This window comes from Thermoplasma sp. Kam2015 (assembly GCF_003205235.1).
GTDB lineage: Archaea > Thermoplasmatota > Thermoplasmata > Thermoplasmatales > Thermoplasmataceae > Thermoplasma.
Map to the genome: position 1 here is coordinate 48,764 of NZ_QJSM01000026.1, position 16,716 is coordinate 65,479.

General features: G+C 43.6%; 16 protein-coding genes. 1 reads left to right on the plus strand and 15 read right to left on the minus strand.

Translation table 11 applies throughout. The features are described 5' to 3' along the window. Window position 1: 1 nt before the first annotated feature. The 12 genes from DMB44_RS05810 to gatD form a co-directional block, all read right to left on the minus strand. Window positions 2-1,903, minus strand: coding sequence for an NADH-quinone oxidoreductase subunit L (locus DMB44_RS05810; protein WP_110641735.1), 1,902 nt, complete (start codon window positions 1,901-1,903; stop codon window positions 2-4). 2 nt (window positions 1,904-1,905) lie between these two features. Continuing rightward, window positions 1,906-2,220 carry an NADH-quinone oxidoreductase subunit NuoK gene (gene nuoK / locus DMB44_RS05815; RefSeq protein WP_110641736.1) on the minus strand — a complete coding sequence of 105 codons (315 nt, stop codon included), beginning with the start codon at window positions 2,218-2,220 and terminating at the stop codon, window positions 1,906-1,908. Further along, complete coding sequence (locus tag DMB44_RS05820; RefSeq protein WP_110641738.1) at window positions 2,217-2,435, minus strand: hypothetical protein; 219 nt, start codon at window positions 2,433-2,435, stop codon at window positions 2,217-2,219. The genes nuoK and DMB44_RS05820 overlap by 4 nt, the downstream gene beginning before the upstream one ends. Further along, entirely contained in the window at window positions 2,428-2,676 is a 249-nt protein-coding gene (locus tag DMB44_RS05825) for an NADH-quinone oxidoreductase subunit J (RefSeq protein WP_110641740.1), read from the minus strand. Before DMB44_RS05825 ends, DMB44_RS05820 begins: the two co-directional genes overlap by 8 nt. After that, on the minus strand, window positions 2,673-3,104 hold the full coding sequence (gene nuoI / locus DMB44_RS05830; RefSeq protein WP_237265324.1) for an NADH-quinone oxidoreductase subunit NuoI: 432 nt from the start codon (window positions 3,102-3,104) through the stop codon (window positions 2,673-2,675). Before nuoI ends, DMB44_RS05825 begins: the two co-directional genes overlap by 4 nt. Continuing rightward, entirely contained in the window at window positions 3,101-4,141 is a 1,041-nt protein-coding gene (gene nuoH / locus DMB44_RS05835; RefSeq protein ID WP_110641744.1) for an NADH-quinone oxidoreductase subunit NuoH, read from the minus strand. The genes nuoI and nuoH overlap by 4 nt, the downstream gene beginning before the upstream one ends. Next, on the minus strand, window positions 4,138-5,241 hold the full coding sequence (locus tag DMB44_RS05840; protein ID WP_110641746.1) for an NADH-quinone oxidoreductase subunit D: 1,104 nt from the start codon (window positions 5,239-5,241) through the stop codon (window positions 4,138-4,140). The genes nuoH and DMB44_RS05840 overlap by 4 nt, the downstream gene beginning before the upstream one ends. Further along, window positions 5,241-5,696 carry an NADH-quinone oxidoreductase subunit C gene (locus tag DMB44_RS05845; protein ID WP_110641748.1) on the minus strand — a complete coding sequence of 152 codons (456 nt, stop codon included), beginning with the start codon at window positions 5,694-5,696 and terminating at the stop codon, window positions 5,241-5,243. The genes DMB44_RS05840 and DMB44_RS05845 overlap by 1 nt, the downstream gene beginning before the upstream one ends. Beyond that, complete coding sequence (locus tag DMB44_RS05850; protein ID WP_110641750.1) at window positions 5,696-6,169, minus strand: NADH-quinone oxidoreductase subunit B; 474 nt, start codon at window positions 6,167-6,169, stop codon at window positions 5,696-5,698. The genes DMB44_RS05845 and DMB44_RS05850 overlap by 1 nt, the downstream gene beginning before the upstream one ends. Continuing rightward, window positions 6,157-6,591, minus strand: coding sequence for an NADH-quinone oxidoreductase subunit A (gene ndhC, locus DMB44_RS05855; protein ID WP_237265325.1), 435 nt, complete (start codon window positions 6,589-6,591; stop codon window positions 6,157-6,159). Before ndhC ends, DMB44_RS05850 begins: the two co-directional genes overlap by 13 nt. Window positions 6,592-6,831: 240 nt before the next feature. Further along, complete coding sequence (gene gatE / locus DMB44_RS05860; protein WP_110641752.1) at window positions 6,832-8,634, minus strand: Glu-tRNA(Gln) amidotransferase subunit GatE; 1,803 nt, start codon at window positions 8,632-8,634, stop codon at window positions 6,832-6,834. A gap of 4 nt (window positions 8,635-8,638) precedes the next feature. After that, window positions 8,639-9,868 (minus strand): Glu-tRNA(Gln) amidotransferase subunit GatD, encoded by a 1,230-nt coding sequence (gene gatD / locus DMB44_RS05865; RefSeq protein ID WP_110641754.1) that lies wholly within the window; start codon window positions 9,866-9,868, stop codon window positions 8,639-8,641. 40 nt (window positions 9,869-9,908) lie between these two features. On the opposite strand from gatD, the gene DMB44_RS05870 reads away from it, so the two are divergent. Further along, on the plus strand, window positions 9,909-10,685 hold the full coding sequence (locus tag DMB44_RS05870) for a DUF72 domain-containing protein (RefSeq protein WP_110641756.1): 777 nt from the start codon (window positions 9,909-9,911) through the stop codon (window positions 10,683-10,685). Here the strand turns inward: DMB44_RS05870 and DMB44_RS05875 are convergent. From DMB44_RS05875 to DMB44_RS05885, 3 genes are all read right to left on the minus strand, one after another. Then, window positions 10,663-11,817, minus strand: a complete 1,155-nt coding sequence (locus DMB44_RS05875; RefSeq protein WP_110641758.1) for an acyl-CoA dehydrogenase — start codon at window positions 11,815-11,817, stop codon at window positions 10,663-10,665. The genes DMB44_RS05870 and DMB44_RS05875 overlap by 23 nt on opposite strands. Window positions 11,818-12,379: 562 nt before the next feature. Continuing rightward, on the minus strand, window positions 12,380-13,363 hold the full coding sequence (gene priS / locus DMB44_RS05880) for a DNA primase small subunit PriS (RefSeq protein WP_110641760.1): 984 nt from the start codon (window positions 13,361-13,363) through the stop codon (window positions 12,380-12,382). A gap of 46 nt (window positions 13,364-13,409) precedes the next feature. After that, window positions 13,410-16,688: a S8 family serine peptidase gene (locus DMB44_RS05885; RefSeq protein ID WP_110641762.1), complete on the minus strand. Its 3,279-nt coding sequence runs from the start codon at window positions 16,686-16,688 to the stop codon at window positions 13,410-13,412. Between the last annotated feature and the right edge of the window lie 28 nt (window positions 16,689-16,716).

Sequence of the window (16,716 nt, forward strand, 5' to 3'; positions counted from 1 at the left end):
TTTACATCAGCTCCACGATTTCAATAACGATGAAAATAACAATCGCAGCTATTATGAGCACCGCAACATAGTTCTCGAAAACACCAGACTGCAACCTTCTGAAATACGATCCGGTCGAAACCGTGTCTGATCCAAACCTGTTAACTGAATTGTTGTACGCATTTTCGAAGCCACTGAAGGCTGCGGATAAAGGCAATATGACACGCTCTGATATAATCCTGGTATAGAGGACATCGATGTAGAATTTGTTCTTGACAAGCTTATAATACCAGGTTCTGGAAATGTCCCAGGTCTTCCATTTCTCAAATCCGTATATGTAAAGATCCACGAAAAACCCTATCGCCAGCAATATAATCGGAAGCGTAGTTATGTAAACTGGTGCCGTGGGTACGGATACTGTATAGTGAGCGATATCCAGCGTGGGCTTAACGAAGCTGTAGAACGGGGCCTGCCATACACCCAGTATCAGCGCAAATATGGATAACACGATGAGGGGCAGTAGCGCGATCACAGGTGGATCCTTTGCCCTTTCAGCCAGCGTTGATCTGGGCTTGCCTGTAGCGACCAGGAAGAACATTCTGAACGTATAAAGCGTCGTCAACAGCGATCCTATTATCAGAAATAGAAACGGCAGGAACCCTGAGAATGAAGGCGATGAAGTGAAGTAGTTGTAGGATGCAAATATTATCGGATCCTTGGAGAAATATCCAGCTGTTCCTGGGAAGGCCACCAGCGCCAGAGATCCTATGAAGAACAGCGTGGTAGTTATGGGCATTCTCTTCCATAGTCCGCCCATCTGCTTGGCATCCCTCAGATCCATCATAGCAACCAAGAATGCACCTGCACTCATGAAGAGCAGTGCCTTGAAGATTGCATGTGACACCAGGTGGAACATACCGAGCGAGACGGCAACTCCACCTATTATGGGCGCGAGGCCTATGGCTGCCAGCATGTATCCAAGCTGGCTTATGGTGGAATAAGCAAGTATCCTTTTAACATCGTTGACAACCAGACCAACTATACCTGCATACAGCGCCGTGAACGAACCAACAATGGCTACAGCATACATGGCAAATGGAGCCGCATACAGGAAAACCTGGAACAGCCTAGCAACCAGATAAACACCGGCGGTGACCATCGTGGCTGCATGGATTAGCGCTGAAACGGTAGTAGGGCCTTCCATTGCATCCGGTATCCAGACATGCAGCGGAAACTGCGCTGATTTTCCTATTGCAGCACCAAGGATGAATATCGCTATTATTCCAAGCCTTACCTTGCCTATGGCGACGGCTATGGAGCTGGCATTGCTTATGAGGTACGGTATACTAAGAGGATCCTTCGTAACGTTGATCAGGGAATAGTAGAGGATCGACATTCCTATTATGAATGAAAGATCACCCACTCTTGTCACTATGAAAGCCTTTTTGGCTGCTGCGGTAGCATTTGGCTTGAAGAACCAAAAACCGATCAGCAGGTATGAACAGAGACCGACGAGCTCCCAGAACAGAAAGAGAAGCACAAGATTGGACGAAATAACCAGTCCTAGCATGCCAGCTGTAAACAGTGCAGTTTCAGCGAAGTATACATGCTTGTTTGGATCATCCTTCATGTAGTAGATTGCGAAGAGATGTATCATCAGCGAAACAAAGGAAACCATTATCGCCATGACAATTGCGAGGTTATCGATGTAGATCCCGAAATCTATGTTGTAGAACCAGGTATAATGATTATAAATTGGGTGTTTTATAACCGTGAAATACGTGATTACTGAGAATACAAATGCCAAAAAGATGAAGAATGAAGCTACCGCTCCGGACCATCTTCTGTAATACTTACCGATTATGAGAGTCAGCAGAAATCCAATCAGAGGCGAAATGAATATCATCCAGCCATATACATACATATTTACCACCTTATCTCCCTGAGCAGTGATATATCTATTCTTCCGAATCTATGGTACACTGCTATCAGAAGCCCGAGACCTACGGCAGACTCAATCACACCTATGGCAATCGCGAAAAGAGCAAAGACGTATGGGGATATCGTTCCGGAGCCGGCATAGAAATAAGATCCTATACCTATGAGATTGAGAATTGCAGAATTTATCATGATCTCTATTGAGATCAGCATCTTGATGCCAACTCTTGATGTGATAACACCATAGAGACCGATAGCGAAGAGCAGTATTGCAACAAAGCTTATGGCTGAAACAAACATCATTCATCACCCCTTGCAACGTATATTATACCCAGTATAGCGCCAACTATAACGACAGATATCAGCTCAAATGGTACGATATATTGGTTAAACAAATCGTAGCCATAGAATGTTATATTCTGTGAAACCGGAATAAACGTGCCTGACATCATCAATACAGGCACTATCACCGCAATGAAGAAGAGAATAACAGATACAAGAGCAAGATACTTATTCAATTTCCTTACCTCCGGTCAACATCACAGTGAATGCGAGTATAGTTACAACAGCACCAATATACACCAGTACTTCCACAGCAGCTATGAATGAAGCACCCATGAATAAAAATTCAGCAGAAAGGATAACCAGAAATAGGAAAAGGTAAATGACGGAATGTATTAAATTCCTCTCTCGTACTGACATAACCGAGAACGCGATCAATAATATGGCTATCAGCGAGAATATGAGTGTATATATCATTTCTTCACCTCGCTCTCAGTCTTCTGCAGTTCCTCTGGGCTGTAGAAGAAATTGTTCTTCGTTCTTGCGGTTTCCAGCTCATGGGTGAGGTATATGGCCTCAGTCGGGCAGATCTCTTCACAATTGCGGCATACAGTACAGGTTCCGAAGTTCACCTGAGGGTACAGATTTCTCTTATTGTGCGGGTTGTTTCTCTCCACCACTATCATTCTTATTGATAGATTTGGGCATACCTGTTCACATAGTGTGCATCCGACACAGTCATCCATGCTCAGGAAAATCCTGAACTTGAATCTGGCTGGCGTGTAGGCCTTTTCTTCAGGATACTGCACCGTTATAGGTTTCTTGAAGAGATGCTTGAACACCGTATACATACCCTGAAGAGAACCTATCAGCGGTATTCTCTTTGGTTCCTTTACCTCTATCATGAGATCACCCCCAAAGTCAAAAATCCTGCCCAGATAAGATTGATAATAGATATGGGCAGAAGTATCTTCCAGCCGAAATTGATGAATCTATCGACCCTTATCCTGGGCATTGAAAGCCAGATCAAGAACGATATGAGTACCAGTATGAGGCCTTTTATGAGCAGGTACACAAAACCTGCGTACGATGAGTATGGACCGTTGAAGCCGCCCAGATAGAGAAGAGAGACAACAAGCGAACCCAGGAATATGCTACCGAACATACCCATGTAAAATAATCCGAATCTCATTCCAGAGTATTCGGTTGAATAACCCGACACGATTTCGCTATCGCTTTCCGCCAGATCAAATGGCGTATAGGAAGATCTGGCTATCATAGCCACCATAAACACGAAGAGGCCCAGCGGCTGCAGTATCCCGAAGGGAATGAACTGTGTTGAGACAAGCGTCTCAAAATTTAACGGTGTTCTACTCAGGGCAGAATCCATCATGACGAGCGCTACAGCGCTTATCATCATGGGTACCTCGAAAGAGACATCCTTCGCAATGCCCCTGAACGCACCTATTACAGCATATTTGTTGTGGGAGCTTATTCCAGCCAATACCTCACCTATGGGCATCATGGCGATGGCCCCAAAGAATAGAATCAGCGATACGTTGGAATGAGTTATCGTCAGAGAGCCTATCCAGTAGAAGCTGCCATATGGTATGAGAACGAAACCGACCACAAGACCGATAAACACAATATACGGAGCGGCCTTGTAGGCAAAATCATCCCTGAGTTTTGGTATGATCGACTCTTTGCCGACCAGCTTCAGAGCGTCGGCTATAAGCTGCAACAGACCAAATTTACCTACTCTGTTAGGGCCAATTCTGAGCTGAAGCCTAGCCATATATTTCCTGAATATGTATATCATAGCTATGAGAGCTATGACCACAAATATCAGGAAGAATATGGTCTCGAATATATAGGCAAGAAAGTAGGATGCGTAATGACCAGTTATCTGGAAAAAGAGCTGCAACCTTGTAAGTATATTCATCTGTCCACCTCACCAAAAACAAGATCGATTGAGCCGCCTATGGAAATTAGATCAGCTATCAGCTGATCCTTTGCCAGAGCCGGCAAAACTGATAGATTTTTGAATGTTGGGCTCCTTACCCTCACACGATATGGTCTGAGAGAACCATCACCTATCAGATATACTCCAAATTCACCCTTCGGAGATTCGGTCCTAGCGTACACCTCTCCCTGACCACGGAGCCTTATCATGAGCGGCTTTTTGGCCTTCTGATTGAAGTATGGGCCAGAAGGAAGCTTCTGGACTGTCTGATCGATTATCTTGATAGACTGTCTCATCTCCTCAACCCTGACAAGGAATCTTGCAAGGTTGTCTCCCTTGAATGATACAGGAATATCGAAATTTACCTTATCGTATACAAGATATGGCTGAGCCTTCCTTACATCGTATTCCACTCCGGAGGCCCTAAGCATTGGTCCTGTTACACCATAATCGATTGCCATCTCCTTGCTCAACACACCTATGCCCTTGGTCCTCGATATGAAAATATCGTTCTTCACAAAAAGATTCTCTATCTTGTTCAGCTCCTTCGGAAATTCCTTTATAAAAGTCCTTATGTGATCGAGCGCTTCATCAGTTACATCCTGATATACGCCACCTATACTCATATAATTGAGCTGCTGCCTCGATCCTGAAACTTCGGTGAATATCTTAAGGATCTTTTCCCTCTCCTTAAAGCAGTAGAAGAATGGAGTGAGCATTCCAAGATCGAGACCAAAAGCACCCAGCCACACTAGATGGCTTGCAATCCTGTTGAGCTCTGCCATCATGACGCGGATCCACTGAGCTCTCTCGGGAACCTCTATATCCAAGAGCTTTTCGGCTGCTTCAAGATAGCCTACCTCCATGTTCATCGCTGCGACATAATCCATCCTGTCGAAATATATCATATTATCGCAATAAAACTGAAGTTCCCCTATCTTTTCTGCATTTCTGTGGAGATAGCCTATGATTGGTTCAACTTCTTTCACTACCTCTCCATCGAGCTTAACCCTCAATCTGAGCACACCATGCATTGAAGGGTGCTGAGGGCCAAAGTTAACCTCAGTCCACTCAGCCATCACCAACCACCCTCCGGATCAAATGTAACGTAGTCATTGCCTTCTTCATCCATATTAACATACTGAGCTTTGCTCAGGTCGTAGTTCTTCCTCAGAGGATGACCAACCCAGCCCTCTGGGAGGAAGAGCCTCTTCAGGTTAGGATGGCCGTCAAATATCACGCCGACCAGATCGTATTCTTCCCTCTCATCCCAGTTGGCCGCATTCCAGAGAGAAGTGAGACTTGGAACATGGTTATCTCTGGTTTCAGTCTTCACTATGATGTATTCATTCTTCTGCATATTATAGACATGATATACAACCTCAATGCGATCGATGTAGTCCACCGCTGTGGTAAGCGAAAGGTTGTATCCCTGCGACTTGAGTTCCTTCATGAGTTCGATAAGGTTTTCCTTTGCTACCCTGATCACCTTTCTGCCATCTTTCGTCTTTTCCTCCGCTAGAATGTCCACCATTATCTATCAGCCTCCCCCCTTATCTTCTTCTGCAACAGGATGATTCCATTGGTTAGCGCTTCCGGCGTGGGCGGACATCCAGGTATATAAACATCAACCGGAACAACGCGATCCACACCGAGAACAACAGAATAACCCTGATTATATGGGCCGCCCTGTATTACGCAAACGCCCTGTGCAATCACGTATTTAGGGTACGGCATCTCATCGTATATCCTTCTAACCCTCGGCGCCATCTTCTTCGTAACAGTACCGGAAACGATCATAAGATCCGATTGTCTGGGAGAATTTCTGAAGATCTCACTGCCGAACCTAGATATATCCATATCTGAAGCCTGTATCGCCATCATCTCTATGGCGCAGCAGGCCAATCCGAAGGTGAGTGGCCACAGCGAGTTGCTTCTGGCCCATTCAAGTGCCTGATCAAGCGTGGTAGTGACCACGCCAACCTCTCCAGTCTTTATTTCAACCACCTCATGTAACCGTGTTTAAAGGCATAATAAACCCCGAATAGCGGCATGGCCAGAAATATCAGAGTTTCGATAAACTTTATAAGGCCAAGCTGTTTGAAATCCACAGCCCATGGAAACAGAAGGAGCATATCAATATCAAAAACAATGAAGAGAAGAACAACGACATAATACTGATTTATTGATGGTTTTCCCCATATCTCCCTTGCCACCTCTCCGCTTTCATAGGGTTCAAGATATTTCTGGTCAACGCCAGGTGGAGCATCCTCATATGCTGCCTTTTTCAATATGGTTTCTGGATCTAGCTTAATCGTGTTATCTCCATACCTGTTGGCACCAAGGGCGGGCAGAATTTTAAAGCCGAATATCAATGCCAGAGGTATAACGACGATGATTATGAGCAGAGGGATATACCCATCTAACATATTGAGAGTATCGTTTGACATTATATAAGATTTCTTTTGTAAATCCTGACCGATAATGTGATAATTTGAATTCGTGTATTTTTTTAATATAATCGTCAAATCATAACCTATAACGTAATTGAATGAATCTTTCTGATCCAATCATTCATAAATATGATCAAATTAGATGAAAAACTAACCTTTATATAACGCATTCATACATTTTATTAATATTTTTAGATAAAATATATATTAAATTAATCATTTTTTATTTTTTATTTCAAGGAAGCATTCGATCGCTACTCTGGGATCGAATACTCTCTCAGTACGATCCTTAATCAGTGCAATCACTGAACCCTGACTCACGTCGCCGCGATCTCTTAAAATTTCTTCGATCATGTTTCTCAGATCTTCCTTCGTGAGTTCTTGTATCCTAGGATCACGTAATGCTGACTCAACATCCCCGGTCTCATAAGCTATTTCGAAGGCCTTTTCCAGCTGATATCTGTCAAAATGCAGTTCACTTGATCTCCTGCACAGATCCAAGATCACGTCCTGATCCAGCGTCCTCTTATACTTCCTTTCAAGGTCAGGTATGATCTGCGTTATCAATCTTGCGGCCTCTCTAGCATCCACAAGATCTGCCATTTTTTCAAAGGTATATACAAGCATTTCAGACGCTATATATTCAGCGTTCTGCCGCGATATTGCGTATTTCACCACAAGATCCTGCACAACTTCATTGTACGTTCTGGATTTTATGGATTCAGCAAGAGCCATCAGATCATCGTCAACTGAAATCAATGGTACATCGGTCTCTGGATACATCCGATCTTTTCCAGGCATAGGCCTTAGAAATACGGTGCCTTCGCTGGATGGCCCCCTAGTTTCAGACAGGTCCATGCTCAGAATCTTTTCAATCCTATTAAACACTGCTGATTCTATGACGTTTACACGCGATGGATCCATGGCTATCAAAATCACTGCATCCTCCTCCCTCTTGCCGAAGAAAGAGTATATGTCCTCTATCTCTTCCTCGCTCAGACCGTATCCTGGCAGTTCATCGGAGTGTATCACACCCTTGATACCATAGGATTTCACTAGATCCGCTATCTCCTTTCCCATCCTCAATTTACCGTTTTTAAGGGTTCCAGCCATATTTCTCAGAAGCGATCCATAAATTCTGCCCTTCTCCAGCCCGCTTCTGATGATCTTGGATTTCGTGTTTTTGAAGCGATCTGATACATCCACAAGCCTGAAAGTTGATCTGTCGATTCCGCCTCTTGATTTTATTATATCTACGGCAACTCGTAGATTCTCCTGCCTCTCTTTTTCATATTCTATAACGTCCTTGATCTGAGCAAGCTTCGAAACTCCCTTGATTTCAACCCTGCCATATCCCATTGAAAAATTGACATCCTGCCTGACGGCGTCTACCGTTCTCCGCGCATTTCCAGTTGAGATGACCATGTATCCTATGGTGCGCGCCACTTCAACCGCATGCTCCTCATCTATTATATCCGGTTCTGTTGATATTTCAATCAACGGTATACCAAGCCTGTCAAGCGAGTACACCACCTTACCTCCGTTCTCCTCAATTTTCCTGGCAGCATCTTCCTCCAGACAGACCGTAGAAATCCTGACTGACCCCCTGCTTGTATCGACATGACCATTTATCCCTATTATGGCTGTCCTCTGAAAACCCGTGGTATTCGATCCATCTATCACTATCTTCCTCATGTATATTATATGATCCAGAATATCGCACTTCAGGGCCCTGCTGACTGAAATGGCTGTGGCTATTGCTTTGGGATCTGGCCTTTTTGGAGGCTCTTCATCCATCTCCACCAAGCATGAATTATCTGTAGCTATATATTCAAAAACTCTTGAACGCATGCTCTCATACGATGCCGCTGCGTCTATGTTTCCAAGTTCGCTAGCCGATATATGCAATCTCCTGCTGAATCTGAATAGATCCGACTTTGATGATTCAACAGGGCATCTGCAGAAAAGTTTCCCCGTGTTCAATTGAAAATGAACCTCAAGACCTATCTTGATCTCCATATGCTCACCCCACCAGCTTTAGTGATTCAAATGGCTGGTCCCTCTCAAGGATCTCGCCTCTCATATTCTTCCTGAACAGATTCACGAAGTCCTCATGAGGATACTGGCCAAGAAGATACATCGTTTTTACATAGGCAACCTCGGGTACCATGTCTCCCGCCTCGATCACGCCAGCGGATAGTAATTCCCTTCCTGTTGAATATACATTCAAATTCGTTGATCCATATATGCATTGGGATGTCATGATTATATATGATCCATTCGATACAAATCTTTTCAGAACCGGTATGAGATCCCTTGCAATATGACCCAGGCCTGTGCCCATTATCACTGCAGCATGCTTTCCCTCGATCATATTCTCTAAGTCATCTGCAGATAGCGCTGGATGGAAATATATCAACGCCACCTTGTCATCCATGGTTGATCTGAATTTAATATTATCTGACACGTGCCGGTAGTCTCCAAGAAATCTTATAGATCCATCGTACAAACCAACCGGTGGTATTCCTATGCTCTCAAAAGCGTCTCTCCTCGATGTGTGCATCTTCCTTGATCTCACAGACCTTATCAGGGAGACCATGCCATCTGAGGTGTATCTGTGCATAGATATCCCCACTTCTCCGAAATCGGTTGATGCAAAATTTATAGCTGCTTCTATATTTTCCCGTGAGTCAGAGCTTGGTCTATCGGAGCTTCTCTGGGAACCAACGAATATTATCGGAGTTCGACTTTCCTCAAACATGAATGCGAGCGCCGATGCCGTGTAACTCATGGTGTCGGTTCCATGCGCCACAACTATACCATCGGCTTTTCTGGATTCCTCTGCAACACGTTCGCCAATGGTTATCCAGTCAGAAGGCCTAAGATTCTCACTGAACTGATTCATTATGGGTTTCACAGATATTGTGAACTTGGAGAGAATGTCAGAACCTCCGAATATCAATTCTGGATCTGAGACCGGGCTCACCGCACCTGTCTCGTAATCCACCCTGCTTGCTATGGTACCCCCAGTGGCAAGAACTGATATTTTCTTGCTGCCTGATCCCTTCTCTATCTCCTCCATCTTTCTTTGATTCTGATACTCAACATTTTTTCTCTCAAGAAATTCAATCTCGGACCTGTCAAACGTGAGATTGTATCCATTCGATGATTTTATTGTCACTAGATCGTTTAGCTCATTTATAACCAGACCTGAAATGATTGAATTCTTGTAGCGAAGAACAACTCTCTCCATGTCTGGTAATTTATTTATTCTTAAATAACTGTACTGTTGTATGAGGATACATGTGGGTTGTTCCGGATGGTCATACGATGAATGGGATGGTGTCTTCTATCCGGACCGCGTATCCGATAAGCTTTCATTTTATTCAATGGTATTCAATACTGTAGAAATAGATTCCACATTCTACAGGATTCCGGAGAGATCTACAGTAAAACGCTGGAGAAAGGTGATGGCCGGAAAACCCTTCACATTCTCTGTGAAGGTACCAGGAGATGTGACGCATGATTCCATATTCAGCGACCTTGGCACGGCTTGCAATATCTTCGGGACATTCAAAGAGATCGTTCTTGAGGAACTTTCCAAAGACAATTTACTCGGACCGGTGCTCTTTCAGATGCCTCCAAGATTTGACGTAAATGGCGCAGATCGACTGGAATATCTGATCAAGTGCGCCGGTATAAAAAATGTAGCTGTGGAAGTGAGGAACAGAACGCTCTATGAAAATAGCGATTTCAGAAAAATGATCGAGGGTCTTGGAGCCGTTATTGTTGACGTTGACAGCGCTGAGAGGAGACTTCAGAGGATAGAGAGCAACCTTAGCTGGGCCTATGTCAGGCTCCATGGTAGGACGACCGGTGGCTGGAAAGCTGAAAACCCATTCGATTATAGATACACGGACGAAGAGATAAGAGAGATAGCTTCCAAAATAGAATCAGTAAAATATGATGACATTTTCGTCTATTTTAACAATCATCCACATGGAAGCGCTCCCGTCAACGCCATGATGCTCACTAGGATCCTTGGCATCAGTAATAACGCGTTTTTTTAAGGATCTCTTTTGCTATCACTATCCTTTGAATCTGATTCGTCCCTTCGTATATCTGTGTTATCTTTGCATCCCGCATATGTCTTTCAGCATCGAGGTCTGTGGTATATCCATAGCCACCGAACATCTGGAGAGCATCCGTCGTTACGCGCATGGCCACATCGCTTGCCTTCATTTTAGCCATTGCAGATATCTCTATGGTGTTTTCCTTGTTCTGCCATTTCTCTGCAGCAACGTATGTGAGGTATCGTGCGGCTTCTATCTCGGTGGCAAGGTCTGCTATCATGAACTGTATCCCCTCAAAATTCGCTATCTCAGTACCAAACTGCTTTCTCTGCTTTACATAATCTATCGCTTCAGCCAGAGCGTTCTCTGCTATTCCAAGTGCCTGTGCAGCTATACCAATTCTGCCAGCATCAAGAGTTTCCATGATGACCTTGAATCCCTCGTTCACATTTCCAACAACGTTTTCTGCGGGTATCTCCATATCTTCGAATACAAGTTCAACCGTGCTGGAACCCCTTATGCCCATCTTGTGTATATCTCTGCTTATCTTCAATCCGGGAGTATCTCGATCGGCAACAAACGCTGTTATGCCCTTATGCCTCTTTCCTGGATCAGTAACCGCATCAAAAACGAAGAAATCTGAAATCCTTCCGTTTGATATGAATATTTTATCACCATTTACAATATATTTATCGCCCTTTCTGACAGCGGTACTGGATATACCGGCCGCGTCACTACCTGCTCCAGGCTCAGTTATAGCTAGACCGCCAACGGATCCAGCCGCTACTTTCGGCAAGTATCTCTTCTTCAGGTCCTCCGATCCGAACATTATTAGCGGCTCTGCAAAGAGGGTGAGAGCCCCATCTAGGACTAGCGCGGTACTGGGGCATGCCTTGGATATCTCCTCTATAGCTCTCACAAGGAATGGAAAACTCATACCATAACCGCCATATTCCTTGGGGATGTAGGTTGCAAAAAGGCCAAGCTCCTTCATCCTGTCTATTATTTTCTGGGGAACCTGCATTTTCTCATCAATTTCCCTTGCAAGCGGCTTAAGTTCATCCTCTGCAAATTTTCGCACAAATGAAAGTACCAACTCCTCTTCCTGAGCCATTCCGAAATTTGCCATAGTAGGGTATTTGATCCATAATATAACTTTGTTGCCAGAAATCATTGTCCGTGTATGCGATATATCAATATATTGAAGATATGCAGATTCACCTTTCTATAGGATTATAGTATATATGATCTATATATTAAGATTCAAATGACTAATTGAAGTTTGAAAGCTTCAGCGCGGCGATACATAGACTTACGACAAACTAGGCACTATGGATAGCTTCATAAATTGAACTATGCTATCCATCTGCTATAATGAATCAGTGTGATATTTGGCATATATTCATCACTATTCAATATATTTCAATGATCATTCCAATATATGATCGAGAAAGATCCAAAATTTGGCGAGGCATGTATGTCAGCTCCATAAATATGCCTCCAAACGCTATTTGAAGTGAGATTACAAACCCAGAAATAACGAGATATAAATTGATCATCGAAATACTAATACTGATTCAAAGATGCGATGACTCAACTGTTAAAGTATTTATATGGTATCATCCGAAGGTGGCAAAATATGGATTATGTCTCATGACCATTGAGCATTTGATCCATATTTCATAACAATATTATGGGAAAATGGCCCGTCCGGACGCGACGAGGTACACAGCCATAAAAGTCCTTACCCTGTGTCTGCCAGGGATTCTTGGAGATTCAATTCCGCCGATCTCCACTGGCCTTATCTTTTCAGGCAGAACTATGTCATATTCTCCATCCATAAACTGTTCCGGTATGCATTCATTCAATGGGTCGAAGTCGCTGATATGTTCTAGCGGTATCTCCTTGACTACGAGACCACTCTTACCGTGCAAGGTATTGGGCATTCTTATTATCCTGTGTATATCGTAGGTGACCGGTGAATCGATGAGTACGGCATGATCCTCTCTGGCCTTCTTAATGGCCCTCTTCAGGATCGCATCTGTTATAGAACTGCTTGCATTCATCTCTCTGATCTTGCTGGCTATCACTGATGGCCATCCACCCTCGACTATCCTGAGTAGCTCCATGGACTTTCTCATGGCCGATTCGTCCAGACTGTTCCCAGTTATGTAATCGGTTATCTCTCGCCTAGCATCTGACGTGAGTCTGTAAACCTTATCGCTTGAGACATGCACATGATAGCCCCTGTTGCCGGAGAAATAAACTCTTATTGAGGATCTTGGAAAGCCAAAGTTATCTATTAAAAATTCTGATACCAGCCTATCCGTCTGATCCCTTATCTTTTCCAGCATCTGCGTCTGAGAAAGCTTCTCGGCTCCCGGAAGATGATCCGAATCCAGATCGAAGATCAGATCTGCACCTTCCCATTCCTTCTCTGGCATCTTCCTCTCGTCAGGTTTCTTATAATAGGCCGCCGAGCTATAAACGTGCATGGGGTCTGCTTCTCTCAGCAAAAGGTTCAGTTCGAATTTGTTGTTCACCCTGAGGTGTCTTATCACCTCACCGGTGAATGTCATATATCCGACTTCACGTTTGCTTATCAACTCTGGAGGATCTATAGTGTTCTCCGCGTAATATTTTCTAAACAGATCAATGAGTTTCTGCGAAACCAACCTTTTCACGCCCCCATTTTGCCATTATACTGCAGTACTTGGAACATTACCTCCTTCTCCTCATGAATATTGAGATCGCGAAATACACATAGATGAGGATGGCCACCACTATGACAAGATTGAGACCAAGGTACACAGGATTGGAATATGACATCACCGTGACCTGGCTCTGGAAAAACTGTCCGTTGTTGAGCATGAGCACCTCCTGAATATAGTAGCTGTGTCCAGGAGTTGTACCAAGTATGAATAGGCTGTTCTGCGTCTGCTGCGAGATTAATAGCTTTTCAGGATTTGCCATGGACCTGCTGGTAGATATCAATATCTCGTATGTGCCGAAGTCCGGTCCGGTGTACGTGTTCCAGGATATATATGTGACATAGAAAAGAAATGGAAAAACGTTCAATATCTTAGGCGTAAATAAAGATAATGCAGATACATTCAACGGATAAAGATCAACGTTCAGATACAACGTTTCAGATGGATCACCGCTATAATTCATGACGGCGGTGCTGTAGATCGGATAGCTATACGTTACGTTGCCCGTCCTGGTGTCAGAGAAGACTGTATAACCACCGCTGCGGTTTGTATATGCAAAGGTTGAATTCGTCTTTACGAGCACGCCGGGTATGGGAAATTTAAATAAACCGTCGCTTACATTTCCAGATATCCTTATCATAGGGATCGTTGGAACAAGATCTATCTGATCGATGTATTCTTCTCCGGGTGACAATGATACGTTCGCAGAGTAATTATTGAATCCAGGTTTTGATATATTGAGTTCGTATGTTCCGGGATGAAAACTTCCAGTATAATGCCCATCGATCATTCTCAAAGGATAATTAGAAAGTGCGACGTTCTGTGGAGCCGGATATATGTCAAGGATCACATCTGCATTCATCGGATACATAGTCTCATTGATCGTTGTGTTTTTAACTATGTTTCTTGTCTCAGTTAGGCTATAGAAGCTGCTGGATGACAGTATAAAGGTTAAATTTCCCTGCACAACTGGAATCTGTGAATTGTTTTTAACAGCAGCTGAATAGAAATGATCATATTTTATGAGGACTGTCACTGGTGAATATCCATATACAGGTTTGAAGATCAGCGTTAGACCGCTCATTCCCGGAATAGAGATATTTGCAGTTATATTTGTTCCATTATAGGTTGTGTTGAATTCGAGGTTCAGAGCGCCGTAGGTTGTGAACGGCATGCTGACTTCTTTTCCATCAAGATAGAATTGGGTCTGAGCGCTATTGTTGAGCGACAGATACAGTTTGGCCGGAAGCCCCATAGCAAGCCTGTACTCAATGAATGGTTTATGGGTCGATCCTTCTATTACATTATGTACATAGGAATAGGACCTTTCAGCCATAAGACTTCCATTCTTTTCTATGGCGATAGAAAGGGAATCGTAGGATGATCCGATTCCTGAATAACGTAGCTGCACGGCACTGAAATTTCCATAACCTTTTCCATCTATCATGAGATGATCAATGAATATCCTTGGTGCACTGAGATTATCCATAGCACCAACCATCTCCACGCCTGTGACCGGTCTCATTATTCCTAGGTTCGCGAAAAACATATGGTATGTGAAATTCCTATTTCCATATTGTATGGTAATATTATTGAACGAATTAGCATATAAACCAACGAAGACTCCGCCCGTCTTTACGGGAGCTGCATTTGCCTCGTATGAAATTCCATTTTCAGCAGCCATTAGGGCAATGTATGATCTGTTCGTATCATTCATCACGCCCGCGAATATATAATTAGAGGCATTATAATAAAAACCTACGTATGAATACGTTGAATTGCCATCTGAAACGGAGAATTCAGCAGACACCGATGAAACCGATGCATTGAAGAGGTACATTGAACCATACGGTTCCATCGTTGCAAGGCTGTCGTTGAGTAGATTCGAGACTATTGGCGTTCCGAGACCAGTCACGGGATTCCAGCCTGGTCCGGCGCTATAATAGCCATTTGAGCCGGATGTCACTTGTGTGAAAGCATTTGTGTAGAGCTTTGTGTTTGATATCTGATACAGGAGAGGATTGACCAGCCCAAGCGATCTGTTGCTAGCCTGATCCATTAGAGCCACTATTCCTGCCCACAGAGGGGCGGCAAGACTTGTACCCCCAGCATCATATGCCCTGGCATCTGATATCATCAGTACACCCGTATTTGGATTTGCTATCATAGATACATCCGGTACCCCTCTATAAGGCGAACTGTAGTTGGGTGGATCTTGCCATATGGGCCTCATGAAAACGGAACTATATCCTCCGCCGCTTCCGTAACTTTTACCACTTGACATACCGCCCCAGGCAGATTCTGAGAATTTTCCATTGAACGCAAAGAGTGATACTCCTCCAACAGAGAGAACATATGGCGATGATGCTGGGAAGTTCACTGTGAGGTTGCTTGTACCGTCATATGCGCCGTTATCGCCAGAGGCGGCCACTATAGTTATGCCCTGTTGGCTCGCCTCCTGATATATAGAATCCATCGCAATTATATCGGATTTAGGAACCTGACTCTCAGCTATACCCCAACTGAGAGAGATAACATTAGGCTTGACGTTGTTTATCATATAATTGAGCGCAGACGTCAATGACGATACGGTATCGTTATTCGCTATTACCAGTACAATCCTGGCATCTGGGGCTGAAACATGCGCCCATTCAACATCAAGGCTTGTTTCCTCAACCCAATGCTCATCGACATTAAACCCCGTGAAATTCAGGTATATGACACTCAGATTAACGGCTGGAAGCCCAGTCATGTGGTCGAAGGCAAATATATCATAGTTCAGATTTGGATCCCCAAACGCATCGACTATTCCGATCGTCTCTCCCTTCCCAGTTAAGCCGCTAGAAAACGCTGGAATATAGCTGTATGCCTGATATATCTGATTTGGATAGTAGACCAGGGCGTTTGACTGCTGCATGGGCACTGCATCTATATATGGGGTGGCGGTTAAATTCTGAGGCATGCTGATGTAACCAATATCAAAACTCTTCAATATGCCGGCAAGTTCAGAAAATTCCAAATTGGATAATCCTGAGACTATAAGATAATTACCCATTTTATGAAATTTAAAATCCATCGATCTGAATATACTAAAAGATAAACCGCTGTAATTGACTATAATTATATTATCAGCCTTATTATAATTAACGGAAGTGATATTATAATTGCTGACATTCATATCATTGGATCTCACATATGCATTGTCAGTACCGTTCAGATAATATGCATATGACGAGAACAGAAGAACCGCGATCATCGTCAGTACCATAAGTTTTATAGACAACTGCATTAAACCTCATATTACAAATATAGTTAAT

What these genes read in the sequence shown, in the direction of transcription:
- DMB44_RS05825 (WP_110641740.1), bottom strand. Translation starts at nt 2,676, where the DNA reads ATGATATATACACTCATATTCTCGCTGATAGCCATATTATTGATCGCG.
- DMB44_RS05870 (WP_110641756.1), top strand. Translation starts at nt 9,909, where the DNA reads ATGAGGATACATGTGGGTTGTTCCGGATGGTCATACGATGAATGGGAT.
- ndhC (WP_237265325.1), bottom strand. Translation starts at nt 6,591, where the DNA reads ATGTTAGATGGGTATATCCCTCTGCTCATAATCATCGTCGTTATACCT.
- DMB44_RS05840 (WP_110641746.1), bottom strand. Translation starts at nt 5,241, where the DNA reads ATGGCTGAGTGGACTGAGGTTAACTTTGGCCCTCAGCACCCTTCAATG.
- gatE (WP_110641752.1), bottom strand. Translation starts at nt 8,634, where the DNA reads ATGGAGATCAAGATAGGTCTTGAGGTTCATTTTCAATTGAACACGGGG.
- nuoK (WP_110641736.1), bottom strand. Translation starts at nt 2,220, where the DNA reads ATGATGTTTGTTTCAGCCATAAGCTTTGTTGCAATACTGCTCTTCGCT.
- gatD (WP_110641754.1), bottom strand. Translation starts at nt 9,868, where the DNA reads ATGGAGAGAGTTGTTCTTCGCTACAAGAATTCAATCATTTCAGGTCTG.
- DMB44_RS05875 (WP_110641758.1), bottom strand. Translation starts at nt 11,817, where the DNA reads ATGGCAAATTTCGGAATGGCTCAGGAAGAGGAGTTGGTACTTTCATTT.
- nuoH (WP_110641744.1), bottom strand. Translation starts at nt 4,141, where the DNA reads ATGAATATACTTACAAGGTTGCAGCTCTTTTTCCAGATAACTGGTCAT.
- DMB44_RS05810 (WP_110641735.1), bottom strand. Translation starts at nt 1,903, where the DNA reads ATGTATGTATATGGCTGGATGATATTCATTTCGCCTCTGATTGGATTT.
- DMB44_RS05885 (WP_110641762.1), bottom strand. Translation starts at nt 16,688, where the DNA reads ATGCAGTTGTCTATAAAACTTATGGTACTGACGATGATCGCGGTTCTT.
- DMB44_RS05845 (WP_110641748.1), bottom strand. Translation starts at nt 5,696, where the DNA reads ATGGTGGACATTCTAGCGGAGGAAAAGACGAAAGATGGCAGAAAGGTG.
- nuoI (WP_237265324.1), bottom strand. Translation starts at nt 3,104, where the DNA reads ATGATAGAGGTAAAGGAACCAAAGAGAATACCGCTGATAGGTTCTCTT.